Genomic DNA, 18,676 nt, shown 5'->3' with positions numbered 1-18,676 from the left:
CATGCGCCTGACGCGCCGCACCCTGCTTGCATCGACCATGGTCGCCGCGACCGTCCGCGCCCTCCCGGGCGTTGCGGCGACGCGTCCGGCGCCGCTGGCCCGGGCGAAGTGGGTCGACGGGACGACGCCGACGCTGCATGCCGGACAGACGTTCGGACTGGCGTGGCCGCGCGGCACCGTGACTGGGCGTCAGTCGCTGGCGGTCCGTGACGCGGCCGGGCGGCCTATCCCGGCGCAAAGCTGGATCACCGCGACATGGCCCGACGGATCGGTCAAATGGACGGCGCACGCGCTGCCGGCCGATGCCGCGATCGGTAGTGGCCTTCAGGTAACGCCCGGCCGCGCTGCCGCGCCTGCCGATCCGGTCCGGGTCGAGGAACGCGGCGATCTGATCGTCATCCGAAGCGGCGATCTGCGCTGGGAAATCCCGCGCGTTGGTGACGCGGTGATTCGCCAGGCGACGCGGGGCGGTCGCGCGGTCCTTCGCGACGTCGCGCTGGTTGGCGAAGTGCGGCGGGGGTCGCCGGACGGACCGCGTATCCCGCTGAAAGGCACGATCGAACGGGTTACGATCGAACAGCGCGGCCCGGTCCGCGCGGTAGTGAAGGTGGAGGGCCGCCATATGGGCGGCGGCCAATCGGCGCTGCCCTTCACCGTTCGGCTCTATGCCTATGCCGGGTCGGAAGGGCTGCGGGTCGTGCACAGCTTCGTCCACGACCTCGATCCGGCGCAGTGGTTCGTATCCGGCATCGGCGTCGCGACTTCGGTGCCAATGACCGCGCCGCTGCACGATCGGCATGTCCGGTTCGCGCTGGGCGACGACACGATGTTCGTGGAGGCGGTGCGCCCGCTGACCGGACTTCGCCGCGATCCCGGCGCCGCGACCCGCGCGGCACAGGTTGCGGGCAAGGCCACGCCGCCGCCCGCTGCGATGGACAAGCCCGTCGGCGATCTGATCGAACGTATTCCGGCGTGGGGGGACGTGTCGTTGACGCAACTATCGGCGGGCGGCTTCACACTCCGCAAGCGTACCGCCCCCGGCCACGCATGGATCGATGCCGCGGAAGGCGGACGCGCGCCCGGTTTCGGCTATGTCGGTTCGCCGTCCGGCGGTGCGGCGCTGTCGGCGCGGTGGTTCTGGCAGCGACACCCCACCGAGATCGCCGTGGCCGACGCGGCAAGCGACGCCGCGACGCTGACGATGTGGCTGTGGTCGCCGCAAGCGGCGGCGATGGACCTTCGCCCCTATCGCGACACGATGAGCATGGAAGCGTTCGCCGCGCAGAACGAAGGACTGGCCGTCACCTACGAGGATTACGAGCCGGGTTGGGACACCGCCGTCGGCGTGGCACGGACCAGCGAACTGATGCTGTGGGCGTTCGGCGCGACGCCGCCAACCGCACGGTTGCAGGAACTGGCGACGATCGGTGCCCAACCGCCTCAGCTGGTCGCGGACGCCGCCGGGCTGCACGCGGCGGGGGTGTTCGGCGACTGGAGCCTGCCGGACCGGTCGACGCCCAATCGCACCGCGATCGAGAATCAACTGACGAACCTCGTCGATTTCTATGCGGGGGAGGTCGACCGGCGGCACTGGTACGGCTTCTGGAATCATGGCGACGTAATGCACACCTACGATGCCGACCGGCATCAGTGGCGGTACGATATCGGCGGCTTCGCATGGGCCAACAGCGAATTGTCACCCGACCTCTGGCTGTGGTTGCAGGCGGTGCGCACCGGCGGCGGACAGGCATATCGGCTGGCGGAAGCGATGACCCGTCACACCGGCGAAGTCGACGTGTACCATCTCGGCCGGTTCCGGGGGATGGGGACGCGGCATGGCGTCCAGCACTGGAGCGACAGTTCGAAACAGCCGCGGGTCAGCACTGCCGCCTATCGCCGCATCTTCTACTATCTCACGGCCGACGAACGGGTCGGCGATCTGATGCGCGACCTGCTCGATTCGGCGAACACGCTGACGCAGGTCGAAATCGGCCGGAAAGTCCCGGGGGCCGCACGTCCGGTACTGCCGCCCGGTACGATCGAAATGTCGTTCGGCACGGTCTGGTGTTCGCTTGCTGCCGCATGGCTGACCGAATGGGAGCGAACGGGCGACATCCGCTGGCGCGATCGTTTGGTCGCCGGAATGGACAGTATCGGACGGTTGAAGAACGGTTGGATGGCCGGAAGCGCGCCCTATCATCTGGCCAGCGGGCGGTTCGTCGGGTCGGGTGATCAGGTGTCGCTGTCGCATCTGAACGCGGTGTTCGGCGCGGTCGAGGTCAATGCCGAGTTGCTCGGGCTGCTCGACGTACCGGGCTATCGGGCGGCTTGGCTGGACTATTGCCGTTATTACAACGCACCGAAGGCAGCGTTCGAGGCACGCTTCGGTCCACGCAAGGGGTCGGAGAATCTGGGCGAAGCGCATTCACGGCTGACTGCCTATGCCGCCCGGGCCACGGGCGATGCGGCACTGGCGACGCGCGGGGCGGGAGAGTTCTTTGCCGGTCGTGCGGGGCTGGGCGTGGCGGCGGGCGATCCGCGCATCCGCTTGCCGGGCGGGGTCGTCGAGTGGCCCGGTGTCAGCACCAATGCGGCATCGCAATGGGGTCTGGCAGCGATCCAGAACCTGGCGCTGATTCCGGCGGCAATCGATGCCTTCGTACCGCGAGCACGCCGTTAAAGAGCAGGAAGGTCGGGGAAAATCCCGTTCAGGAACCGTGCAGTCGGTACGCCCCATCTTGTCCCGTTGCGGACCCATGTTGCGCGTGCTAACGGCCCGGCCCTGAACCATTGGGACGCGGTCGATATGACCAAGCTCGTTGCCTCCAAGGCGCGGTTCCCGCGCCCGTGATATTTTCCAGAGAGGCTTCGTCCGAAGCCATCGACCTTCCCGACGACGGGGCAGGCCATCATGGCCGGCGTCAGTCGCTGGCCAAGCTGTCGCTCGGCGCGATCGGCGTCGTGTACGGCGATATCGGTACTTCGCCGCTGTATGCGATGAAGGAAGTGTTCGTCGGGCACCATCCGTTGACCGTCGATCAGCTGAACATCTTCGGGGTCGTCAGCCTCGTCTTCTGGTCGCTCATGCTGATCGTGACGATCAAATACGTCTTCATCATCATGCGCGCCGACAATAATGGCGAAGGCGGCAGCCTCGCGCTGCTGGCGTTGATACAGCGCAAGAGCGGGGGCGGGCGCTGGACTGCCAGCCTTGTGATCCTTGGCGTGCTGGCGACGGCGCTGTTCTTCGGCGACTGCATGATAACGCCTGCTATATCGGTGCTGTCGGCGGTCGAGGGGCTGGCGACCGTCAGCGACGGGTTCGATTCGTTCGTCATTCCGATCGCGGTGGTCATCATGATCGGGCTGTTCTGGTTGCAGGCGGTCGGCACTGCCAGTGTCGGACGGCTGTTCGGGCCGATCATGCTCGCCTATTTCGCGACGCTGACGGTGCTCGGCATCCTGAACATCATGGACCGGCCGGATATCTTTCAGGCGTTGAACCCGATCTGGGCAGTGCGATTCGTCGCGAACGATGGCCTGCTCGCGTTTCTGGCGCTCGGCTCGGTGGTGCTGGCGGTGACCGGCGCGGAAGCGCTCTACGCCGATATGGGGCATTTCGGGCGGCGACCAATTCAGGTCGCGTGGCTGTATCTGGTCCTGCCCGCGCTGATGATAAACTATCTGGGGCAGGGCGCGCTGCTGCTCGCCAACCCTGCAGCCGCGAGCAATCCGTTCTTCTTCATGGCATCGGAGGATTTCCGGCTGCCGCTGGTCATTCTTGCCACCATGGCGACGGTCATCGCCAGTCAGGCGGTCATCACCGGTGCGTTCTCGGTCGTGCAGCAGGCGGTGCAGCTTGGGCTGATGCCGCGTCTGCGCATCGAACATACCAGTGCGGATGCGGCGGGGCAGATCTACATCCCGGCGGTCAACTGGGCACTGCTCATCATGGTGTTGCTGCTGATCTTCGGCTTCCGCGAATCGTCCAACCTTGCCGCCGCCTATGGCATCGCGGTGACCGGTACGATGTTCATCAGCACCTGCATGGTCGGCGTGTTGGTCAAGCGCGTTTGGAACTGGCCGTCGAGCGCGACATGGGCGTTCGTGTTCGCGTTCCTGTGCATCGACGGCGCGTATTTCGCGTCGAACCTGACCAAGGTGCCCGACGGCGGCTGGTTCCCGTTGCTGGTGGCCGTCATCGTGTTCGTACTGCTGACGACTTGGGCGAAGGGCCGCGCGTTGATGATCGCGCGGATGCGCGAGGCGGCAATGCCGATCAAGGTGTTCATCCAGTCGGCAGCAAATTCCGCGACGCGCGTGCCGGGTACGGCGGTGTTCATGACCTCCACGCCCGAAGGCGTGCCGCACGCGCTGCTCCACAACCTCAAGCACAACAAGGTGCTGCACGAGCGTGTGATCCTGCTGACCGTCAAGATCGGCGACACGCCCTATGTCGATACCGCCGCGCGGACGGTGAGCGAGGATCTGGGGCAGGGTTTTCACCGTCTGATCCTGAAATTCGGGTTCATGCAAGACCCGGACGTGCCGGGTGCGTTGCGTGACGTCGGGGGCTGCGATGGCGACTTCCGCATGATGGACACCAGCTTTTTCCTCGCGCGACAGACATTGCTGCCGTCGTCGCGGCCGGGCATGCCGATCTGGCGCGAAAAGCTGTTCGCATGGATGCTGCAAAACTCGGAAAGTGCGATGGAATTCTTCCGGTTGCCGACCAATCGCGTGGTCGAACTGGGCAGTCAGGTAGAGATTTGAGCGACGCCGGCCCCGCCCCGATCATCGTCACCGCGCTGTTCGGTGGCGAGGATCAGGCGTGGTTCGACGGTCAGCGTCGCGCCTATTTCCCGCCGGAGCGCAACGTACTGGCGGCACATTGCACGATGTTCCACCATCTGGCCCCCGAACTGGGTACCGAACTGAAGCGACGGCTATCGACGCTGACGCGCGGCCAGCCGTCGCCCATTGCCCGTGTCGGCGGCCTGATGAACCTCGGCCGCGGCGTCGCCTATCGCATCGAATCACCGGAGCTTGAGGCGATCCGTGCGGACCTCGCCGACGCCTTCGCGTCGATGCTGGTGCCCCAGGACCGTGCCGGATGGCGTCCGCACGTGACGGTGCAAAACAAGGTCGAACCTGCCGTGGCAAGGGCGTTGCTGGCGCAACTCGACGCCGGTTTCGCGCCCCGTCCGCTCAAGGTCGCAGGGCTCGCAAGCTGGTGGTATCGCGGCGGTCCATGGGAGCCACTTTCACGTCACATGTTCGCTTGACCTTCACCCCGGGCGTTCGTATAGGCCCGCCCTCCCCGACAGGGGATGCCGTTGGGGCGAAGTAGCTCAGTTGGTTAGAGCACGGGAATCATAATCCTGGGGTCGGGGGTTCAAATCCCTCCTTCGCTACCATCATAACAGGCCGGGGCGTACGGTTTCGCCGCTTGTTGTCAGCCGCGACCGCGCTGACGGCAGCGAACGACAGGAAAACTCCGATACCGGATCCGTTGAGGTTGTCGGGACTGATTTCCGATCCCTCCACTAAGCCACACAGTCTCGCGTTTATCCTGTCGTACGCTGGGGCCGACTTTTCGGTATCGCTGTCAGCCCCCGAACAGCCGCGTAATCCCGAACCATATTTCAATTGATAGCGACTGCCGCGATCGCGTCGATGTTCGTACGTTCGCGCCAAGATGCGTCGGGTCCACCCTTTCGTGTGGCGAGTGCTACGTAGACGTCTCTTAAGTAGGACGTCCCGGCGGCGATCATCACCAGCAAGCACGCCACGTGCGCTTCACGTTTGCCGATCATCAATCAATATTCGCATCGTGCAGATGACTGCACGCGTGTCGAGCACGGAGCACGTCCGACTGCAGCCGGTTATCCCGCATACGTCCCGCAGGTGGCGATATCGAACTGCTCTGCATGCGATGGCTGCGACAGCACGGTACGCGGTCCGTTCATAACGGCACCAGACGCGAACGTCCGAAGCTATCCTTGTCCCGCCCCGTTCAGGCGCATTTGCGGTCGCCTTCGCCGACATGCGCCATCATGCTTCGCATTGCGCCCACGATCTGCGTGTACCGTACCGGTTTTGCAAAGAATTGTGCGCGAACCGGCAACTCCAGTTCCTCGCCCATCGAAAAGGCGGCAATCAGAATGATCTCGATTGGCGGCCAGCGGTTTCGAATGGCCGCGGCAATTTCGATACCCTTGATTCCGCGCGGCATGTCGAGATCCATGTAGACGAGGCGAATGTCGGGCCGTTCCTCGAGAATCCGAATTGCGTGCTCGACGCTCGTCGCCTCGACCGGTTCGAAACCGGCGGCCTCGACCATGTCCAGTGCTTCAAGGCGTAGGATAGGTTCATCTTCGACGATCAGCACCGGGTGACGATTGACGGGTGTGGACTGGCCCATGCGTACTGGCGCCTCAAGCTTCTTGTAGATCACGGAGCGGGGCGCGAGCCTCGAGCCGGAATCCAGAGATGTCGTATTGAACGTTAACGCCGCCCGAGCCGGTAAGACCCATGCGAATGATACGCGATCCGAAACCTTTTCGTTCAGGTTCGATCGCCGGCGGACCATCCTCCTCGCGCCACGTAAGAACGAGGACTCGTTCCTCACCGTCGCCGGCAATATTCCATGTCAGACTGATCCGCCCGTGCGGTACGCTCAATGCGCCATATTTGACCGCATTGGTCCCGAGTTCGTGCAGCAGCAGCGAGAGCGCGATCGTGGATCGTGGACCGATCGCGACGGCGGGACCTGTAATGGCGAAGCGTTCTTCACCGAAGGTAACCATTGCGGAGCGGGCGAGCTCTTCCAGTTGTGTCGTCGACCAACTTTCGCGCGTCAAGAGATCATGCGACGCGGTAAGCGCTTTTAGCCTGTCGCCAAAGGCGTGCATGGCGGTCGGCTGAACAGTCTGGCCGAGGGTCTGTGTTGCGATCGCCTGCACCACGCTCATCGTATTCTTGATGCGGTGACTAAGCTCGGCATTGAGCAACTGCTGCTGTTCGCGCGACCGGTCGAGTTGCTGACGGTCGACAACGCGCGCCGTGCTTTCCAGGGTCACGTTCAGCAACCCGGCAACATGGCCGTCGGCACCCAGTACGGGCGAGTAGCAGAAATCCCACCACGTCTGTTCCGGGTAGCCGTTGCGCGTCGTCGTCAGCGGCATTTCTTCGAATCGGCAGGTTTCTCCGGCGAACGTCCGGTCGACGATCGGTTCGATCTCGCTCCAGACGTCCGACCATATGGAAGCGGTCGGCATGCCCAACGCCGCAGGGTGGCGAACACCAAGGACAGGTGCGTAGGCGTCGTTGTAGAGAAAGATTCGCTCGGGACCCCACATCAGGCACATTGCGTGCCCCGCGGCGAGCATGATGTCGACGGTGGTTCGAAGACAGGGCGTCCACTGTTCGATGGCGCCAAGCGGACCTGCCGACCAGTCATACTGCCACGTCAGCGCCTTCATTGTTTGCGCTGGTTCGACGACGTTCGCCGTTCCGGATTTACCGATCTGTGCCATCATGATGCCGCGCCCGTTGACCAATACCATCCGCGCGATCGGCACTGACGATAGTATCCGATAGGCGCAAACGGATTTCATTGGGAAGGGGCGGATTTGTTATGTCGATTAACGCCTTACGCAACGGCGAGCATGAACGGCGTGCGGGAAGTAGAGGAGGCGGTCGGAGAAGACAGGCGGTTCGATGCAGCGGTTCGATGATACGGACTTCGCATCATATCGTCGGCCTATAGCGCATCGCGGCCAGTGACAGGCGACAATGTGTTCGCGTAGCAGAGCGTTCTGCGCATGCCTTTTCCCGATCCGCCATCGGCCGCCGGGTTCGCGGCCCGTATGGTCGACAATGGCGCGACGCTGCCCACCTTTATTTCCGGGGGTTCGATCCTGCATAATCGATTCTTGGAAAGTGCCACCGGGAACGACGTTGGCGGAAGCGGATGCGCTGGACGGCGATCGGCGCAATCCCCGGCCAGCCACCCCGCCAAGGCTTGCTGAAGTGGACAGCACAGCCTGTTCAATTCCTGATCGGTCGCACCTCCCGGATAAGGTCGATCAGCAGGCGCAGCCCGGTCGGCAGGTGCCGGCGTCCCGAATAGTAGATGTGGAACCCGCTGCCCGTCGTCGCCCAATCCTCCAGAACCGGTTGCAATGCGCCACTGTCCAGATGTGGGCGAAGGGCTGCCTCGGTCGCGTACACCACACCCGCGCTGCATAGCCCGAACGCGATGGCGGCATGGCTGGCATCCACCGTCAGCGGGCCGGGTGTTTCGATGGCGCATACGTCACCGTCGCGTTCGAACTCCCAGCGATAAAGCTGATCGTTGCCCAGTCGAATGCCGACGCATCGATGATTTTTCAGGTCCGGTGGATCCGCCGGTGCGCCGAAACGGGCAAGATATGTCGGTGATGCGGCCGCGATCCAGCGCAAGTCCGGGGACAACCGCTGCGCGATCATGTCCTCGGGCACCGTGCCGCCATAGCGGATGCCAGCGTCGAAGCCGCTGCCGACGACATCGATCATCCGGTTGGTGACGCCGATATCGATCGCCACGTCCGGGTAACGGTCGACGAAGATCGGCATGACCGGCTTGAGCAGCAGTTCGACTGCATCTTCAAGGACGTTGATCCTGACGCGGCCCGCCGGTGCATTACGATACCGGTCGAGGGTTTCGCCCGCTGCAGCGATGACCTGCATCGGCGCTTCAATGGTCGCCCGAAGCTCCTCGCCCGCTGCGGTGAGTGTGACGCTGCGGGTCGTCCTGTTCAACAATCGAACGCCACGACGCCCTTCCAGCGCGGTGATCGCGTGGCTGAGGGCAGAGGTAGTAACGCCCATCGCCGACGCCGCCCGGCGAAAGCTGCCATGCTCGGCAATCGCGAGGAAATAGGCGAAATCCGCCAAATCTGCCCGGCTCAGTTGCATCGGAGCGCCTTACACTATTGTTGAGCAGCATTCACCGGCTCGTTGCGAACCGGGCCGGTAATGCTGCCGTGTCCGGCACCCCAGATCATGGTCCGAAGCGCTCGTCATTTCGACGACCGGCGGATGGGAAGGACGGCAACTATGATGACGATCGGCATGGGCCTCGCCACGCTGCTGCTGCCCCTAGCGGCGCAGGCGCAGCAAGGGGCGACCGACATGAGCATCGAACGCAAGGCCGACATGAAGACCGTCGACGGACCGGCGAAATATTTCACCGGCAAAGCCACCATCACCGGGCAGTTCCAGCGCGATACGCCGTCGCGCGTTTCTGGCGCCATCGTTCATTTCGAACCCGGAGCGCGTACCGCGTGGCATACCCATCCCGCCGGTCAGACGCTGATCGTCACTGAAGGCGTTGGCTGGACCCGGATCGCGGGTGGACCGAAGTTGGAATTCCGTGCCGGCGATATCCTGTGGTGCCCCGCCGAACACCGGCACTGGCATGGCGCGACCCCGCACGAAGGCATGACGCATATCGCCATTCAGGAGGCAGTCGACGGTTCGCCGGTGACGTGGATGGAGAAGGTGTCGGACGAGGAATATCTGGCGCCGCTCGGCACCGAGTAAGCGGAGGTCGTTCCCGTGCTCGAAGATCCGCGTCGGGTCGCCTGATCGTGTGGTCCTTCCCAACATGAAACCGAAAGGGTTTTCCAATGTCTGACAATCGTCGTTTCGCCGGCAAGGTCGCTTTCATCACCGGTGCCGCGAGTGGCATCGGCCGTGCCACCGCGCTCGCCTTCGCCGCCGAGGGCGCATCGATTGCCATTCTGGACCGCACCGAGCAGGCCATGTCCGAAACGGCCGATGCCGTGCGAACGGCGGGGGCCGAGGTTCTGGTCATCGCATGCGACGTGTCACGGCCCGACCAGGTCGAGGCGGCGGTCGGTCGGGTCGTGGAGACTTTCGGCCGGCTCGACATCGCCTTCAACAATGCCGGTGTCGAGAACAAGACCGCACCTGTCCACGAAATCGAACTGGCCGAGTGGGACCGTATCCTCGACATCAACCTGCGCGGCACCTTCGTCTGCATGAAGCATGAACTGGCGCAGATGGTGCGTCAGGGCAGCGGCGTGATCGTCAACACGTCGTCCGGCGCGGGCGTCCGCGGGGTCGCCGGTGGCGCGTCCTATACGGCATCCAAGCACGCGATCATCGGCCTGACCAAGGCCGCCGCACTCGATTACGCCAAACAGAACATCCGCGTGAATGCGGTGCTGCCGGGCAACATCGAAACGCCGATGATGGACCGGTTCACCGGCGGCGATATTCAGAAGGCGATTGATCTCGAACCGGTCGGACGTCTGGGCAAACCGGAGGAAATCGCGAATGCCGTGTTGTGGATGAGCGCGGATCTTGGTGCGTTCGTGACCGGGGCCGCCGTGTCCGTGGATGGCGGTTGGTCGCTTTGATCGAGCGGCGACGGTTGGCTCGCGAGCAACTGGCATCGCTGAAGCAGCGTCCGAAGCAGAATCGGCGTTAAAATCCATTGCGGCCATGACCGCAAGGCACATCGGCATGTTGCGTTGCAGCGTCGAATTGTGCCGGAAAAGGACGTTTTATCCGCGCTAGGGCGAACCTGATGCGCATTTGATCGTTTGTAGTGTGAACAGGCGAACGAACGAGAGGATAGCCCGTCATGCAGAAGATCGCATCCATGGCACCCCGGACCGGCTCGCTGCGCGCGGATCGCGTTCCGAACATCACTGGGTTCATGCTCAGCATGGCGGTGGCGGTTCCGATCTGGGCGGGGATCATCGCACTGGTGTTTTGATCCGAGCGGGTTGCCCGCGACATCGCATACCCCATGTTGCGTTCGAAGTGCCGCACGTCCTACACGGCGGCTCCCATTCGAACGGAACCGATTGCCATGGCTACTACCCACCACACCCGCATGCTCGTTCTGGGATCGGGTCCGGCAGGCCTTTCTGCCGCGATCTACGGCGCGCGTGCAGGCATGGAGCCGATCGTGGTGCAGGGTATCCAGCCCGGCGGCCAGTTGATGACCACGACCGATGTCGAGAATTATCCCGGCTTTCGTGACGTGGTTCAGGGGCCATGGCTGATGGGCGAGATGCAGGCGCAGGCCGAGCATGTCGGTACGCGCATGATGTGGGACACGATCATCGACGTCGATCTGACACGCCGTCCGTTCCGGCTGACCGGCGATAGCGGCGACGTCTATGAAGGCGAGGTGCTGGTCATCGCGACCGGCGCACAGGCGCGCTGGCTTGGGCTGGACAGCGAGGAACTGCTGAAGGGCAAGGGCGTGTCCGCCTGCGCCACCTGCGACGGTTTTTTCTATCGCGGCAAGAAGGTCGCGGTGATCGGTGGCGGCAATACCGCGGTCGAGGAAGCACTGTACCTTACCAATCACAGCGACGACGTGACGATCATCCATCGCCGCGACAGTTTTCGTGCCGAACGCATCCTGCAACAGCGGCTGTTCGCCAGCGACAAGATCAGCGTGCTATGGAACAAGCAGGTCGAGCGTTTTGTCGGCGGCGGGACGCCCCACGGGCTGGTGTCGATCGAACTGAAGGACACCGTGACCGGCGAACTGTCGACGATCGACGTCGACGGCGGGTTCGTCGCGATCGGCCACCATCCGGCGACCGAGCTGTTCCGCGGCCATATCGCGTTGGACGACGACGGCTATATCGCCGTCGAAACCGGCTCGACGCGCACCAGCGTGCCCGGCGTTTTCGCGTGCGGCGACGTGATGGACAAGGTGTATCGTCAGGCCGTGACCGCCGCCGGCACCGGTTGCATGGCCGCGCTGGATGCCGAACGGTTCCTGCAGGCCGCCGAATTCGATGAGTTGGCCGAGGCGGCGGAGTAACCTATCCGGTGGACGCCAGCGCCTCCAACACGCGCCGGCGCAACCAGAATGCATCGGCGGGCGCCGTAAAGCTGTGACCATTGCTGTCGAGCCGGAGCAGTCCGACGCTCCGCCGGAGTGAGGCGAAGTCGCGGTGACCCCAAACTTCCGAAAAGGCGAGCGCGGTGTTGTCGCCGTTGGCCAAGAGGATGGTGGTCGGGACCGCCTGTTTCAGGGCTTCGGAGAACCGTAGCACCAGCGTCCCCGGCCGGGTCGATCCGCGCAGGACGGCGGCGATGCCGCGTGCGGCCTTGCGCGGATCGATTCCGCCCCGCAACGCGCGCCACCATTGTTGCGGCGATACCAGACGCGCAGCGTAGCGCGCGCGGATCGCGGCGGTCGGCGGTAGGTCGCCGTCCGGTTCGACCGCCCACGGGTTGGCGAGCAGCAGCGTGGCGATCCCCGCTTGCCGATGCCATAGCGCGAGCGCGGTCGCCGCGTCGCAATTGCCGAACCCGACGATCCGCGTGACGCCGGTTTCCGCACGGAACGTCGCCGCCGCCGCCGCAATGTCATCCCCGCTACGTAAGAACCCGCGATTTTCGCCAGTCGAATCGCCGACGCCGCGACGGTCGAACCGGAAGACCGGATAGCCGGCGTCCGCAACGGAGGCCGCCAGAATCGCCTGTCCGCGCACTGGGCCGAACCGGGGTTCGTTGCCGCCCGACACTATCAACAGCCCGGTACGCCCCGGCGCATCGTCGAGCGTGCCGAACAGCGTTTCGCCGGCACAAGCGAAGGTCAGCGACCGGCGCATGCGACTGTCCATCCCGCAAGATCGTCCGCCAGCGTTTCGGCAAGGTCCAGATCCTGCCCCGGCTCGGCCCGCCGCCACAACGGCGCTGCATCGATCCGCAAGTCGGCCGGCGCCGGATCGCTGCCAAGGCGGACGACGCGCACCGGATGTTCGGTGACGGCCACTGCGGCGGACAGCCCGGCCAGCACGTCGTCGGACGTCGCGTTCGTGCCCCCCATGCGCTGGATACGGTCGAGTTCGACCACCAGCCGCGCGCCCGATTGCGGGGCCAGATGCCAGCGGCCGACGACCTGCGCATCCCAGTCGACCAACGCACCCGACCGGATCGACGCGACGACGACCGGGCGTCCCGTAGCATCGCAGGCGGCGGCGAAGGCCTGCCGCCATTCGTCCAGCCCGGCCTGTTCGGTCGCGACCATGCTATCCCCCTGGCCGGGCAGATCGGGCAGCATCCCGCCGATGCCCCGCGCCGCCAGCGCGCGCAGGATGGCGACCGCGAACGCGCGCGTCCGGTTCGCTTCCTCGAACAACGGCGGCGCGATCACCACCACCGGACCATGGTCGGGACCGAAGCGCAGCCAGGCTTCCCGACCGCCGGCCCAGTCATAGTGTCCGATCAAATGAGCGCCTTGCCCGATGCGAACTGTACGAGCGACCCGAACGTCTCCATCGTCTCGCCATCGATGTCGTCATCCTCGATCAGGATGCCCAGCCGGTCCTCAAGTTCGGTCAACACCCCCGCGACGGCCATCGAATCGAGTTCGGGCAGGGCGCCGAACAACGGCGTGGTCGCATCGAACGCGGCGGCACGATCGACGGACAGGCCCAGTATGTCGCGCAGCACCGCGCGTACGGTGTCCTCGATCTCGGCTGTACGCTCTGGAACCACGTCAAACTCCCCCGGTGGATCGGTGCCTTGCCGGGCATCCGCTGTAATCGCGGCGGGATTTAGGCGCAGAGCCGGGAAACAGCAACGGCAGGCGTATGGCGCCGCCATGCTGGTTTCCCCGCGAACGACGCGCTACCACGCGGCCATGGTTGCCCCGGACCCCGTTTCCCGCCCGATCGACGCGCTGACCGGCTGCGGTGCGCCGGACGCCATCGCGATCGCCGATCGTGGCGGCACGATGACCTATCGCGAACTCGAAGCGGCGGTGGCGGCGATGGCGGGCGGACTGCGCGCATTGTCGACCCGGCCGGGTGCGCGCGTCGCAACGTGGCTTTCGAAGAATCGTACTGCCTGCATCATGCCGCTGGCGGCAGCACGCGCCGGGTGGGTTCACGTGCCGGTCAATCCCGCGCTGAAACGCGCGCAGGTCCGCCACATTCTAGAAGACAGCGGGGCGGCACTGCTGGTCACGCAGGAGGCGCGCGTCGCATCGCTGGCAACCGGCGACGTGCCGTCGGGGTGTACGGTGCTGACCGAAGCGCCAGACGGCGACCCGATCGGTCCGGCGCAGGGCGATCCGCACGCATTGGCCGCGATCCTCTATACTTCCGGCTCGACCGGGCGACCGAAGGGCGTAATGCTCAGCCACGCCAATCTCTGGCTGGGGGCGGTGTCGGTCGTGCAGTATCTGGGGATACGCGCAATCGACCGGGTGCTGGCGGTCCTGCCGCTCAGTTTCGATTACGGACAGAACCAGTTGTTTTCGACATGGTTCGCGGGCGGTACGGCGGTGCCGCTGGACTATCTGACCGCGCGCGACGTGGTGAAGGCGGTCGAACGGTTCGACGTGACGACGCTCGCGGGCGTGCCGCCGCTGTGGACGCAACTGATCGAGGCGGAATGGCCGGCACCGGTCGCGGACCGGTTGCGGCGGCTGACAAACTCGGGCGGTGCGCTGACGCCCCGCATGGTGCATGCGTTGCGGCATCGCTTCCCGCGCGCGGCACTCTACCCGATGTATGGCCTGACCGAAGCGTTTCGTTCGACCTATCTCGACCCCACGCTGGTCGATGCCAATCCCGACGCGATCGGCCGAGCGATCCCCTTTGCCGAAGTCGCGGTGGTCCGCGCCGACGGCAGCCGCGCAGCACCGGGCGAAGCGGGCGAACTGGTTCATGCCGGGCCGTTGGTCGCGCAGGGATATTGGCGCGATGCCGATCGGACGGCGGAACGCTTCCGCCCCGCGCCGCGATGGATGGACAGCGGCGGGACGGCGGTATGGTCCGGCGATACCGTCGCGCTGGGCGAGGACGGGTTGCTGCGCTTCGTCGGTCGCGAGGACGAGATGATGAAGGTATCCGGCAATCGCATCAGCCCGACCGAAGTCGAGGAGGCGGTGATGGCGGACGGACTTGTCGCCGAAGCGGTGGCGATCGGCGTAGCCGACGACCGGCTGGGGCAGGCGATCGTCGTTGTCGCGCGGGGCGATGGCGCGGTGGAGCCGGCGTTGCGCGAACGGCTGCGCCGCGATTTGCCGGCCTTCATGCAACCCGCCCGCTACGTCTGGGTCGACGCCATGCCGCGCAATCCGAATGGCAAGCTGGACCGGGCCGGGCTGAAGGCGATGGCGGTATGAAGCCGACCGGGCCGATCCCCCCCGCCTTTGCCGGCCAGTCGCGACTGACTGTCGGTGGACAGGACTTCGCCGACCTGATGGCGCGTGCCGGGGACAGCCCGGCATTCCTGTACGACATGGGCGCGGTCGCCGCGCGGATAGCTCGGTTGCGCGTCGCGATGCCGGAGGGCGTCGGCATTCATTACGCGATCAAGGCCAATCCGCACCGCGAACTATTGGCGTTGATGGCACCGATGGTCGACGGTCTTGACGTCGCATCGGGCGGCGAACTGACCATGGCACTCTCCGTCATCGCGGCGGATGCGATCAGCTTTGCCGGGCCGGGCAAACGCGATGACGAACTTGCGGCCGCTGTCACCGCAGGCGCGACGCTGCATATTGAGTCGGAGGGCGAGGCCGATCGTGCACTGGCGATCGGCGAGCGCTTGGGCAAGGCGCCTCGCATCGCCGTGCGGGTCAATCCCGATTTCGAGTTGCGCGGGTCCGGCATGCGGATGGGCGGGCGGGCGTCCCAATTCGGGATCGATGCCGTTCGGGTGCCTGCGCTGGTCCGGCGACTGGTCGCGACCGGCGCGGATTGGCACGGGTTTCATATCTTCGCAGGATCGCAGACGCTGGATACTGTCGCGATCATCGAAACGCAGGCGGCGACGGTCGCGCTCGCGGCGCGGCTGGCAGAGGAAGCCGGTGGACGGCCGGCATTCGTCAATCTCGGTGGCGGTTTCGGCATCCCTTATTTCGCGGGTGACCACCCCGTGGATGTCGAGGCGACCGGTACGGCGCTGGCCGATGTGCTGGTACGGCGCGCGCCGGTACTGTCCGATACCCACTTCGCGATCGAGCTGGGACGATGGCTGGTCGGGGAAGCAGGCGTGTATTGCACCCGCGTAGTCGACATCAAGCAGAGCGGAGGCGAATGGTTCGTCATCGTTGACGGCGGGCTGCACCATCAGCTCGCAGCCAGCGGCAATTTCGGCACGGTCGTCCGGCGCAATTATCCTGTCGCGGTGGCGGACCGCATGGATGCGCCGCCCGAAATGACCGCGTCGATCGTGGGTTGCCTTTGCACCCCGCTCGATCGGCTGGCGGATCGGGTGGCTTTGCCTGTGGTTGGGGTTGGTGACACGATAGTGCTGTTTCAGGCCGGTGCTTATGGCGCGACGGCCAGTCCGCAGGCGTTTCTGGGCCATCCCGCGCCGCGCGAACTGGTCGTATCGTGATAAACTGCCCCATTGCGGGACAATCGCCTAACCCAATCTTTACCCCTTTGGTCGCATAGCGCAGTGCAATCGTGCGTCCGCCCGGCATGGCGGCGCTTGTTCGGACGAGGTGGGTGAATGCGCGGCAGGCAGCGAATTGGCATGGCATTGGCGACGCTGTCCATGGCGGGCGGGTGCGCCACCCAGCAGCGCGCCGAACTGCCGCCCGCCGCGTTCGTGCAGGCGAAGGAAGCGCCGGGCGAGGATTACATCATCGGTCCGCTCGACCAGCTCAATATTTTCGTATGGCGCAATCCCGAACTGTCGGCGAAGGTTCAGGTCCGCCCCGACGGCCGCATCACCACGCCGCTGATCAACGACCTGCCCGCCACCGGCAAGACCCCGGCGATGCTGGCCGACGATCTGAAACTGGCGCTGGGCGAATATATCAAGGACCCCAATGTTTCGGTGATCGTCGAGAATTTCTCCGGCACGTTCAGCCAGCAGGTGCGGATCGTCGGTGCGACGGAGAAACCGGCGTCGATCCCGTATCGCGCGAACATGACCCTGCTCGACGCGATGATCGCGGTCGGCGGATTGAGCCAGTACGCATCGGGCAACCGCGCGCGGCTGGTCCGGTACGACCGCGCGACGGGCAAGCAGGCCGAATATGGCCTGCGCCTGTCCAGCCTGCTGAAGAACGGCGATTCGACCGCGAACGTGCGGTTGCAGCCGGGCGACGTCATCATCATTCCCGAAAGCATGTTCTGACGTGGATGGCCTGTACGACGAACTGAAGCTGTCGCTTCACGCGGTCTGGCAACGGCGCTGGATCGCGCTGGCGGTCGCGTGGGGACTCTGTCTCGTCGGCTGGCTGGCGATCAGCCAGATTCCGAACCGCTATCAGTCGACCGCGCGCGTAGCGGTGCAGATGCGTCAGGTGCTTCCCGGTGCGGAGGCGATCGCGGCGCAGACCGAACAGGCCAAGGGCATCGATCGTATCCGGCAAACGCTGACGTCGGCGGTCAATCTGGAAAAAGTCGTGCGTGGCACGTCGATGGCGGACGGCATTTCCAGCGACCGGGACGTCGCCGACCGCGTCGCGTCGTTGCAGAACGCGATCAAGCTGACCGCGCAGCAGGACGACCTGTTCGAGATATCCGCGACCTCGGGCGATCCGAAACTGGCGCGGGAAATCGTTCAGAAGATGATCGACATCTTCGTCGCAGACAATCTGTCGAGCGATCGGGATGCGACCGCGCAGTCGCTCCGCTTCCTCGACCAGCAACTGGCGCAGCGGCAGGCGCAGCTCGCCGACGCGGAAGCGCGGCGACAGGCGTTCGAGGCGCAGTTCATGACCGCGCTCCCCGGCACCGGATCGGTCGACGACCGCATGTCGTCCGCGCGCGAACAACTGGCGACCATCGATGGCGATCTGGCCGCCGCGCAGTCCAGTCTCGCCGCCGCGAACAGCCAGATGGCTGGAACGCCCGCATCGTTGCCGGGCATGGCGGGCGGTGCTGTCACCGGGCCGGCGCGCGCGCGGCTCGCGGCGATCGAGGGACAGATCGCCGACGGGCGCAGCCGCGGATGGACCGACGCGCATCCCGACATGGTCGCGCTGAACCGGCAACTGGCCAGCGCGCGTGTGGCGGCGCGGGGCGAAGCCACCGGCGTCACGGGAGGAACGGCGGCATCGCCCAACCCGCTGTATCTGCAACTGCGCGCCGCGCAGGCCGAACGCCAGGCGCGGGTGGCCGAACTGACCCAGCGCAAGGCCGTGATCGAGGGACAGTTGAACGGGTTGCAGGACAAGATCGCCGCCGATCCTCAGGCGGCGGCACGGCAGTCGCAGCTCGACCGCGACATCGCCTCGCTTCGGACCCAGTATGACGCGCTGTTTCAGGACCGGGAGCAGGTGCGGCTGCGTAGCAGCGTGCAGACCGATACCGACGCGGTGAAATTCAGCGTGATCGATCCGCCGACGCAGCCGCGCACGCCGACGTCGCCGAACCGGCCCCTGTTGTTGCTGGGCGTGCTTGTCGTCGGCATCGGTGCGGGCCTTGCGGCGGCATTCGCGCTCAGTCGGCTACGGACCAGCTTCCCGACCGCCGCGCGGCTGGAACGGGTCAGCGGCATGCCGGTGCTGGGCGCGATCGGCGAGGTCGTGACCGATGCGGTCCGTGCCGATCGACTGCGGCGGCTGAAACTGTTCGCGGGTGGCGCGGGCGCGCTCGGCGTCGCGTTCGTCCTGCTATTGGGGGTCGAGTTCGCCCAGCGCGGGCTGGTGGCGTGA

General features: G+C 65.4%; 17 protein-coding genes and 1 tRNA gene. 12 read left to right on the top strand and 6 right to left on the bottom strand.

Going from position 1 to position 18,676, the window contains the following annotated elements; translation table 11 throughout:
• Position 1 precedes the first annotated feature (1 nt).
• The 4 genes from IFT55_RS00855 (at position 2) to IFT55_RS00840 (ending at position 5,417) form a co-directional block, all read left to right on the top strand.
• The gene (locus IFT55_RS00855) at positions 2-2,680 is read left to right on the top strand and encodes an exo-rhamnogalacturonan lyase family protein (protein WP_192088510.1); all 2,679 of its coding nucleotides are present in this window, start codon (positions 2-4) and stop codon (positions 2,678-2,680) included.
• A 170-nt stretch (positions 2,681-2,850) separates the two neighbouring features.
• On the top strand, positions 2,851-4,773 hold the full coding sequence (locus IFT55_RS00850; RefSeq protein ID WP_192089599.1) for a KUP/HAK/KT family potassium transporter: 1,923 nt from the start codon (positions 2,851-2,853) through the stop codon (positions 4,771-4,773).
• The gene (locus IFT55_RS00845) at positions 4,770-5,285 is read left to right on the top strand and encodes a 2'-5' RNA ligase family protein (protein ID WP_249403508.1); all 516 of its coding nucleotides are present in this window, start codon (positions 4,770-4,772) and stop codon (positions 5,283-5,285) included. Before IFT55_RS00850 ends, IFT55_RS00845 begins: the two co-directional genes overlap by 4 nt.
• 55 nt (positions 5,286-5,340) lie before the next feature.
• Positions 5,341-5,417: transfer RNA gene (locus IFT55_RS00840), tRNA-Met, on the top strand.
• 599 nt (positions 5,418-6,016) lie between these two features.
• Here IFT55_RS00840 and IFT55_RS00835 read toward each other — a convergent pair.
• From IFT55_RS00835 to IFT55_RS00825, 3 genes are all read right to left on the bottom strand, one after another.
• Complete coding sequence (locus IFT55_RS00835) at positions 6,017-6,457, bottom strand: response regulator (protein ID WP_342029192.1); 441 nt, start codon at positions 6,455-6,457, stop codon at positions 6,017-6,019.
• Positions 6,438-7,541 carry a sensor histidine kinase gene (locus IFT55_RS00830; RefSeq protein WP_192088508.1) on the bottom strand — a complete coding sequence of 368 codons (1,104 nt, stop codon included), beginning with the start codon at positions 7,539-7,541 and terminating at the stop codon, positions 6,438-6,440. Before IFT55_RS00830 ends, IFT55_RS00835 begins: the two co-directional genes overlap by 20 nt.
• A 511-nt stretch (positions 7,542-8,052) precedes the next feature.
• Positions 8,053-8,961: a LysR family transcriptional regulator gene (locus IFT55_RS00825; protein ID WP_192088507.1), complete on the bottom strand. Its 909-nt coding sequence runs from the start codon at positions 8,959-8,961 to the stop codon at positions 8,053-8,055.
• A 141-nt stretch (positions 8,962-9,102) separates the two neighbouring features.
• Here IFT55_RS00825 and IFT55_RS00820 point away from each other — a divergent pair, with 141 nt between their 5' ends.
• The 4 genes from IFT55_RS00820 to trxB all read left to right on the top strand — a co-directional run bounded on the left by IFT55_RS00820 (position 9,103) and on the right by trxB (position 11,860).
• Complete coding sequence (locus IFT55_RS00820) at positions 9,103-9,588, top strand: (R)-mandelonitrile lyase (RefSeq protein WP_249403507.1); 486 nt, start codon at positions 9,103-9,105, stop codon at positions 9,586-9,588.
• 86 nt (positions 9,589-9,674) lie between these two features.
• Positions 9,675-10,430 carry an SDR family NAD(P)-dependent oxidoreductase gene (locus IFT55_RS00815; RefSeq protein ID WP_192088506.1) on the top strand — a complete coding sequence of 252 codons (756 nt, stop codon included), beginning with the start codon at positions 9,675-9,677 and terminating at the stop codon, positions 10,428-10,430.
• 227 nt (positions 10,431-10,657) lie between these two features.
• Positions 10,658-10,792 (top strand): hypothetical protein, encoded by a 135-nt coding sequence (locus IFT55_RS17550; protein WP_274604009.1) that lies wholly within the window; start codon positions 10,658-10,660, stop codon positions 10,790-10,792.
• 96 nt (positions 10,793-10,888) lie between these two features.
• Positions 10,889-11,860 (top strand): thioredoxin-disulfide reductase, encoded by a 972-nt coding sequence (gene trxB, locus IFT55_RS00810; RefSeq protein WP_249403506.1) that lies wholly within the window; start codon positions 10,889-10,891, stop codon positions 11,858-11,860.
• Position 11,861: 1 nt separating this feature from the next.
• Here trxB and IFT55_RS00805 read toward each other — a convergent pair whose 3' ends face one another.
• Genes IFT55_RS00805 through IFT55_RS17330 form a run of 3 tightly spaced genes read right to left on the bottom strand, consistent with a single transcriptional unit; the run spans position 11,862 to position 13,545 of the window.
• Positions 11,862-12,656 (bottom strand): hydrolase 1, exosortase A system-associated, encoded by a 795-nt coding sequence (locus IFT55_RS00805; protein ID WP_192088505.1) that lies wholly within the window; start codon positions 12,654-12,656, stop codon positions 11,862-11,864.
• Complete coding sequence (locus tag IFT55_RS00800; protein WP_192088504.1) at positions 12,641-13,276, bottom strand: hypothetical protein; 636 nt, start codon at positions 13,274-13,276, stop codon at positions 12,641-12,643. The genes IFT55_RS00805 and IFT55_RS00800 overlap by 16 nt, the downstream gene beginning before the upstream one ends.
• Positions 13,273-13,545 carry an acyl carrier protein gene (locus IFT55_RS17330; RefSeq protein ID WP_342029191.1) on the bottom strand — a complete coding sequence of 91 codons (273 nt, stop codon included), beginning with the start codon at positions 13,543-13,545 and terminating at the stop codon, positions 13,273-13,275. The genes IFT55_RS00800 and IFT55_RS17330 overlap by 4 nt, the downstream gene beginning before the upstream one ends.
• 145 nt (positions 13,546-13,690) lie before the next feature.
• On the opposite strand from IFT55_RS17330, the gene IFT55_RS00790 reads away from it, so the two are divergent.
• The 4 genes from IFT55_RS00790 (at position 13,691) to IFT55_RS00775 (ending at position 18,676) form a co-directional block, all read left to right on the top strand.
• Entirely contained in the window at positions 13,691-15,181 is a 1,491-nt protein-coding gene (locus IFT55_RS00790; RefSeq protein WP_192089593.1) for an AMP-binding protein, read from the top strand.
• Positions 15,178-16,401, top strand: a complete 1,224-nt coding sequence (locus IFT55_RS00785) for a pyridoxal-dependent decarboxylase, exosortase A system-associated (protein WP_192088502.1) — start codon at positions 15,178-15,180, stop codon at positions 16,399-16,401. Before IFT55_RS00790 ends, IFT55_RS00785 begins: the two co-directional genes overlap by 4 nt.
• 141 nt (positions 16,402-16,542) lie before the next feature.
• Entirely contained in the window at positions 16,543-17,151 is a 609-nt protein-coding gene (locus tag IFT55_RS00780) for an XrtA/PEP-CTERM system exopolysaccharide export protein (protein ID WP_192088501.1), read from the top strand.
• Position 17,152: 1 nt separating this feature from the next.
• Positions 17,153-18,676 carry an XrtA system polysaccharide chain length determinant gene (locus IFT55_RS00775; RefSeq protein ID WP_192088500.1) on the top strand — a complete coding sequence of 508 codons (1,524 nt, stop codon included), beginning with the start codon at positions 17,153-17,155 and terminating at the stop codon, positions 18,674-18,676.

Origin of the sequence: Sphingomonas sp. CFBP 13720 (assembly GCF_014842075.1) — a bacterium.
In the GTDB taxonomy this organism is placed as follows: domain Bacteria; phylum Pseudomonadota; class Alphaproteobacteria; order Sphingomonadales; family Sphingomonadaceae; genus Sphingomonas.
This window is presented reverse-complemented; position numbering and strand designations above follow the sequence as displayed.

Bases quoted from the DNA above. Each gene is read 5' to 3' on its own strand.
- IFT55_RS00825 (WP_192088507.1), bottom strand. From the start codon at position 8,961: ATGCAACTGAGCCGGGCAGATTTGGCGGATTTCGCCTATTTCCTCGCG.
- IFT55_RS00855 (WP_192088510.1), top strand. From the start codon at position 2: ATGCGCCTGACGCGCCGCACCCTGCTTGCATCGACCATGGTCGCCGCG.
- IFT55_RS00780 (WP_192088501.1), top strand. From the start codon at position 16,543: ATGGCATTGGCGACGCTGTCCATGGCGGGCGGGTGCGCCACCCAGCAG.
- IFT55_RS00790 (WP_192089593.1), top strand. From the start codon at position 13,691: ATGGTTGCCCCGGACCCCGTTTCCCGCCCGATCGACGCGCTGACCGGC.
- IFT55_RS00830 (WP_192088508.1), bottom strand. From the start codon at position 7,541: ATGATGGCACAGATCGGTAAATCCGGAACGGCGAACGTCGTCGAACCA.
- IFT55_RS00820 (WP_249403507.1), top strand. From the start codon at position 9,103: ATGATGACGATCGGCATGGGCCTCGCCACGCTGCTGCTGCCCCTAGCG.
- IFT55_RS17550 (WP_274604009.1), top strand. From the start codon at position 10,658: ATGCAGAAGATCGCATCCATGGCACCCCGGACCGGCTCGCTGCGCGCG.
- IFT55_RS00815 (WP_192088506.1), top strand. From the start codon at position 9,675: ATGTCTGACAATCGTCGTTTCGCCGGCAAGGTCGCTTTCATCACCGGT.
- IFT55_RS00785 (WP_192088502.1), top strand. From the start codon at position 15,178: ATGAAGCCGACCGGGCCGATCCCCCCCGCCTTTGCCGGCCAGTCGCGA.
- IFT55_RS00805 (WP_192088505.1), bottom strand. From the start codon at position 12,656: ATGCGCCGGTCGCTGACCTTCGCTTGTGCCGGCGAAACGCTGTTCGGC.
- trxB (WP_249403506.1), top strand. From the start codon at position 10,889: ATGGCTACTACCCACCACACCCGCATGCTCGTTCTGGGATCGGGTCCG.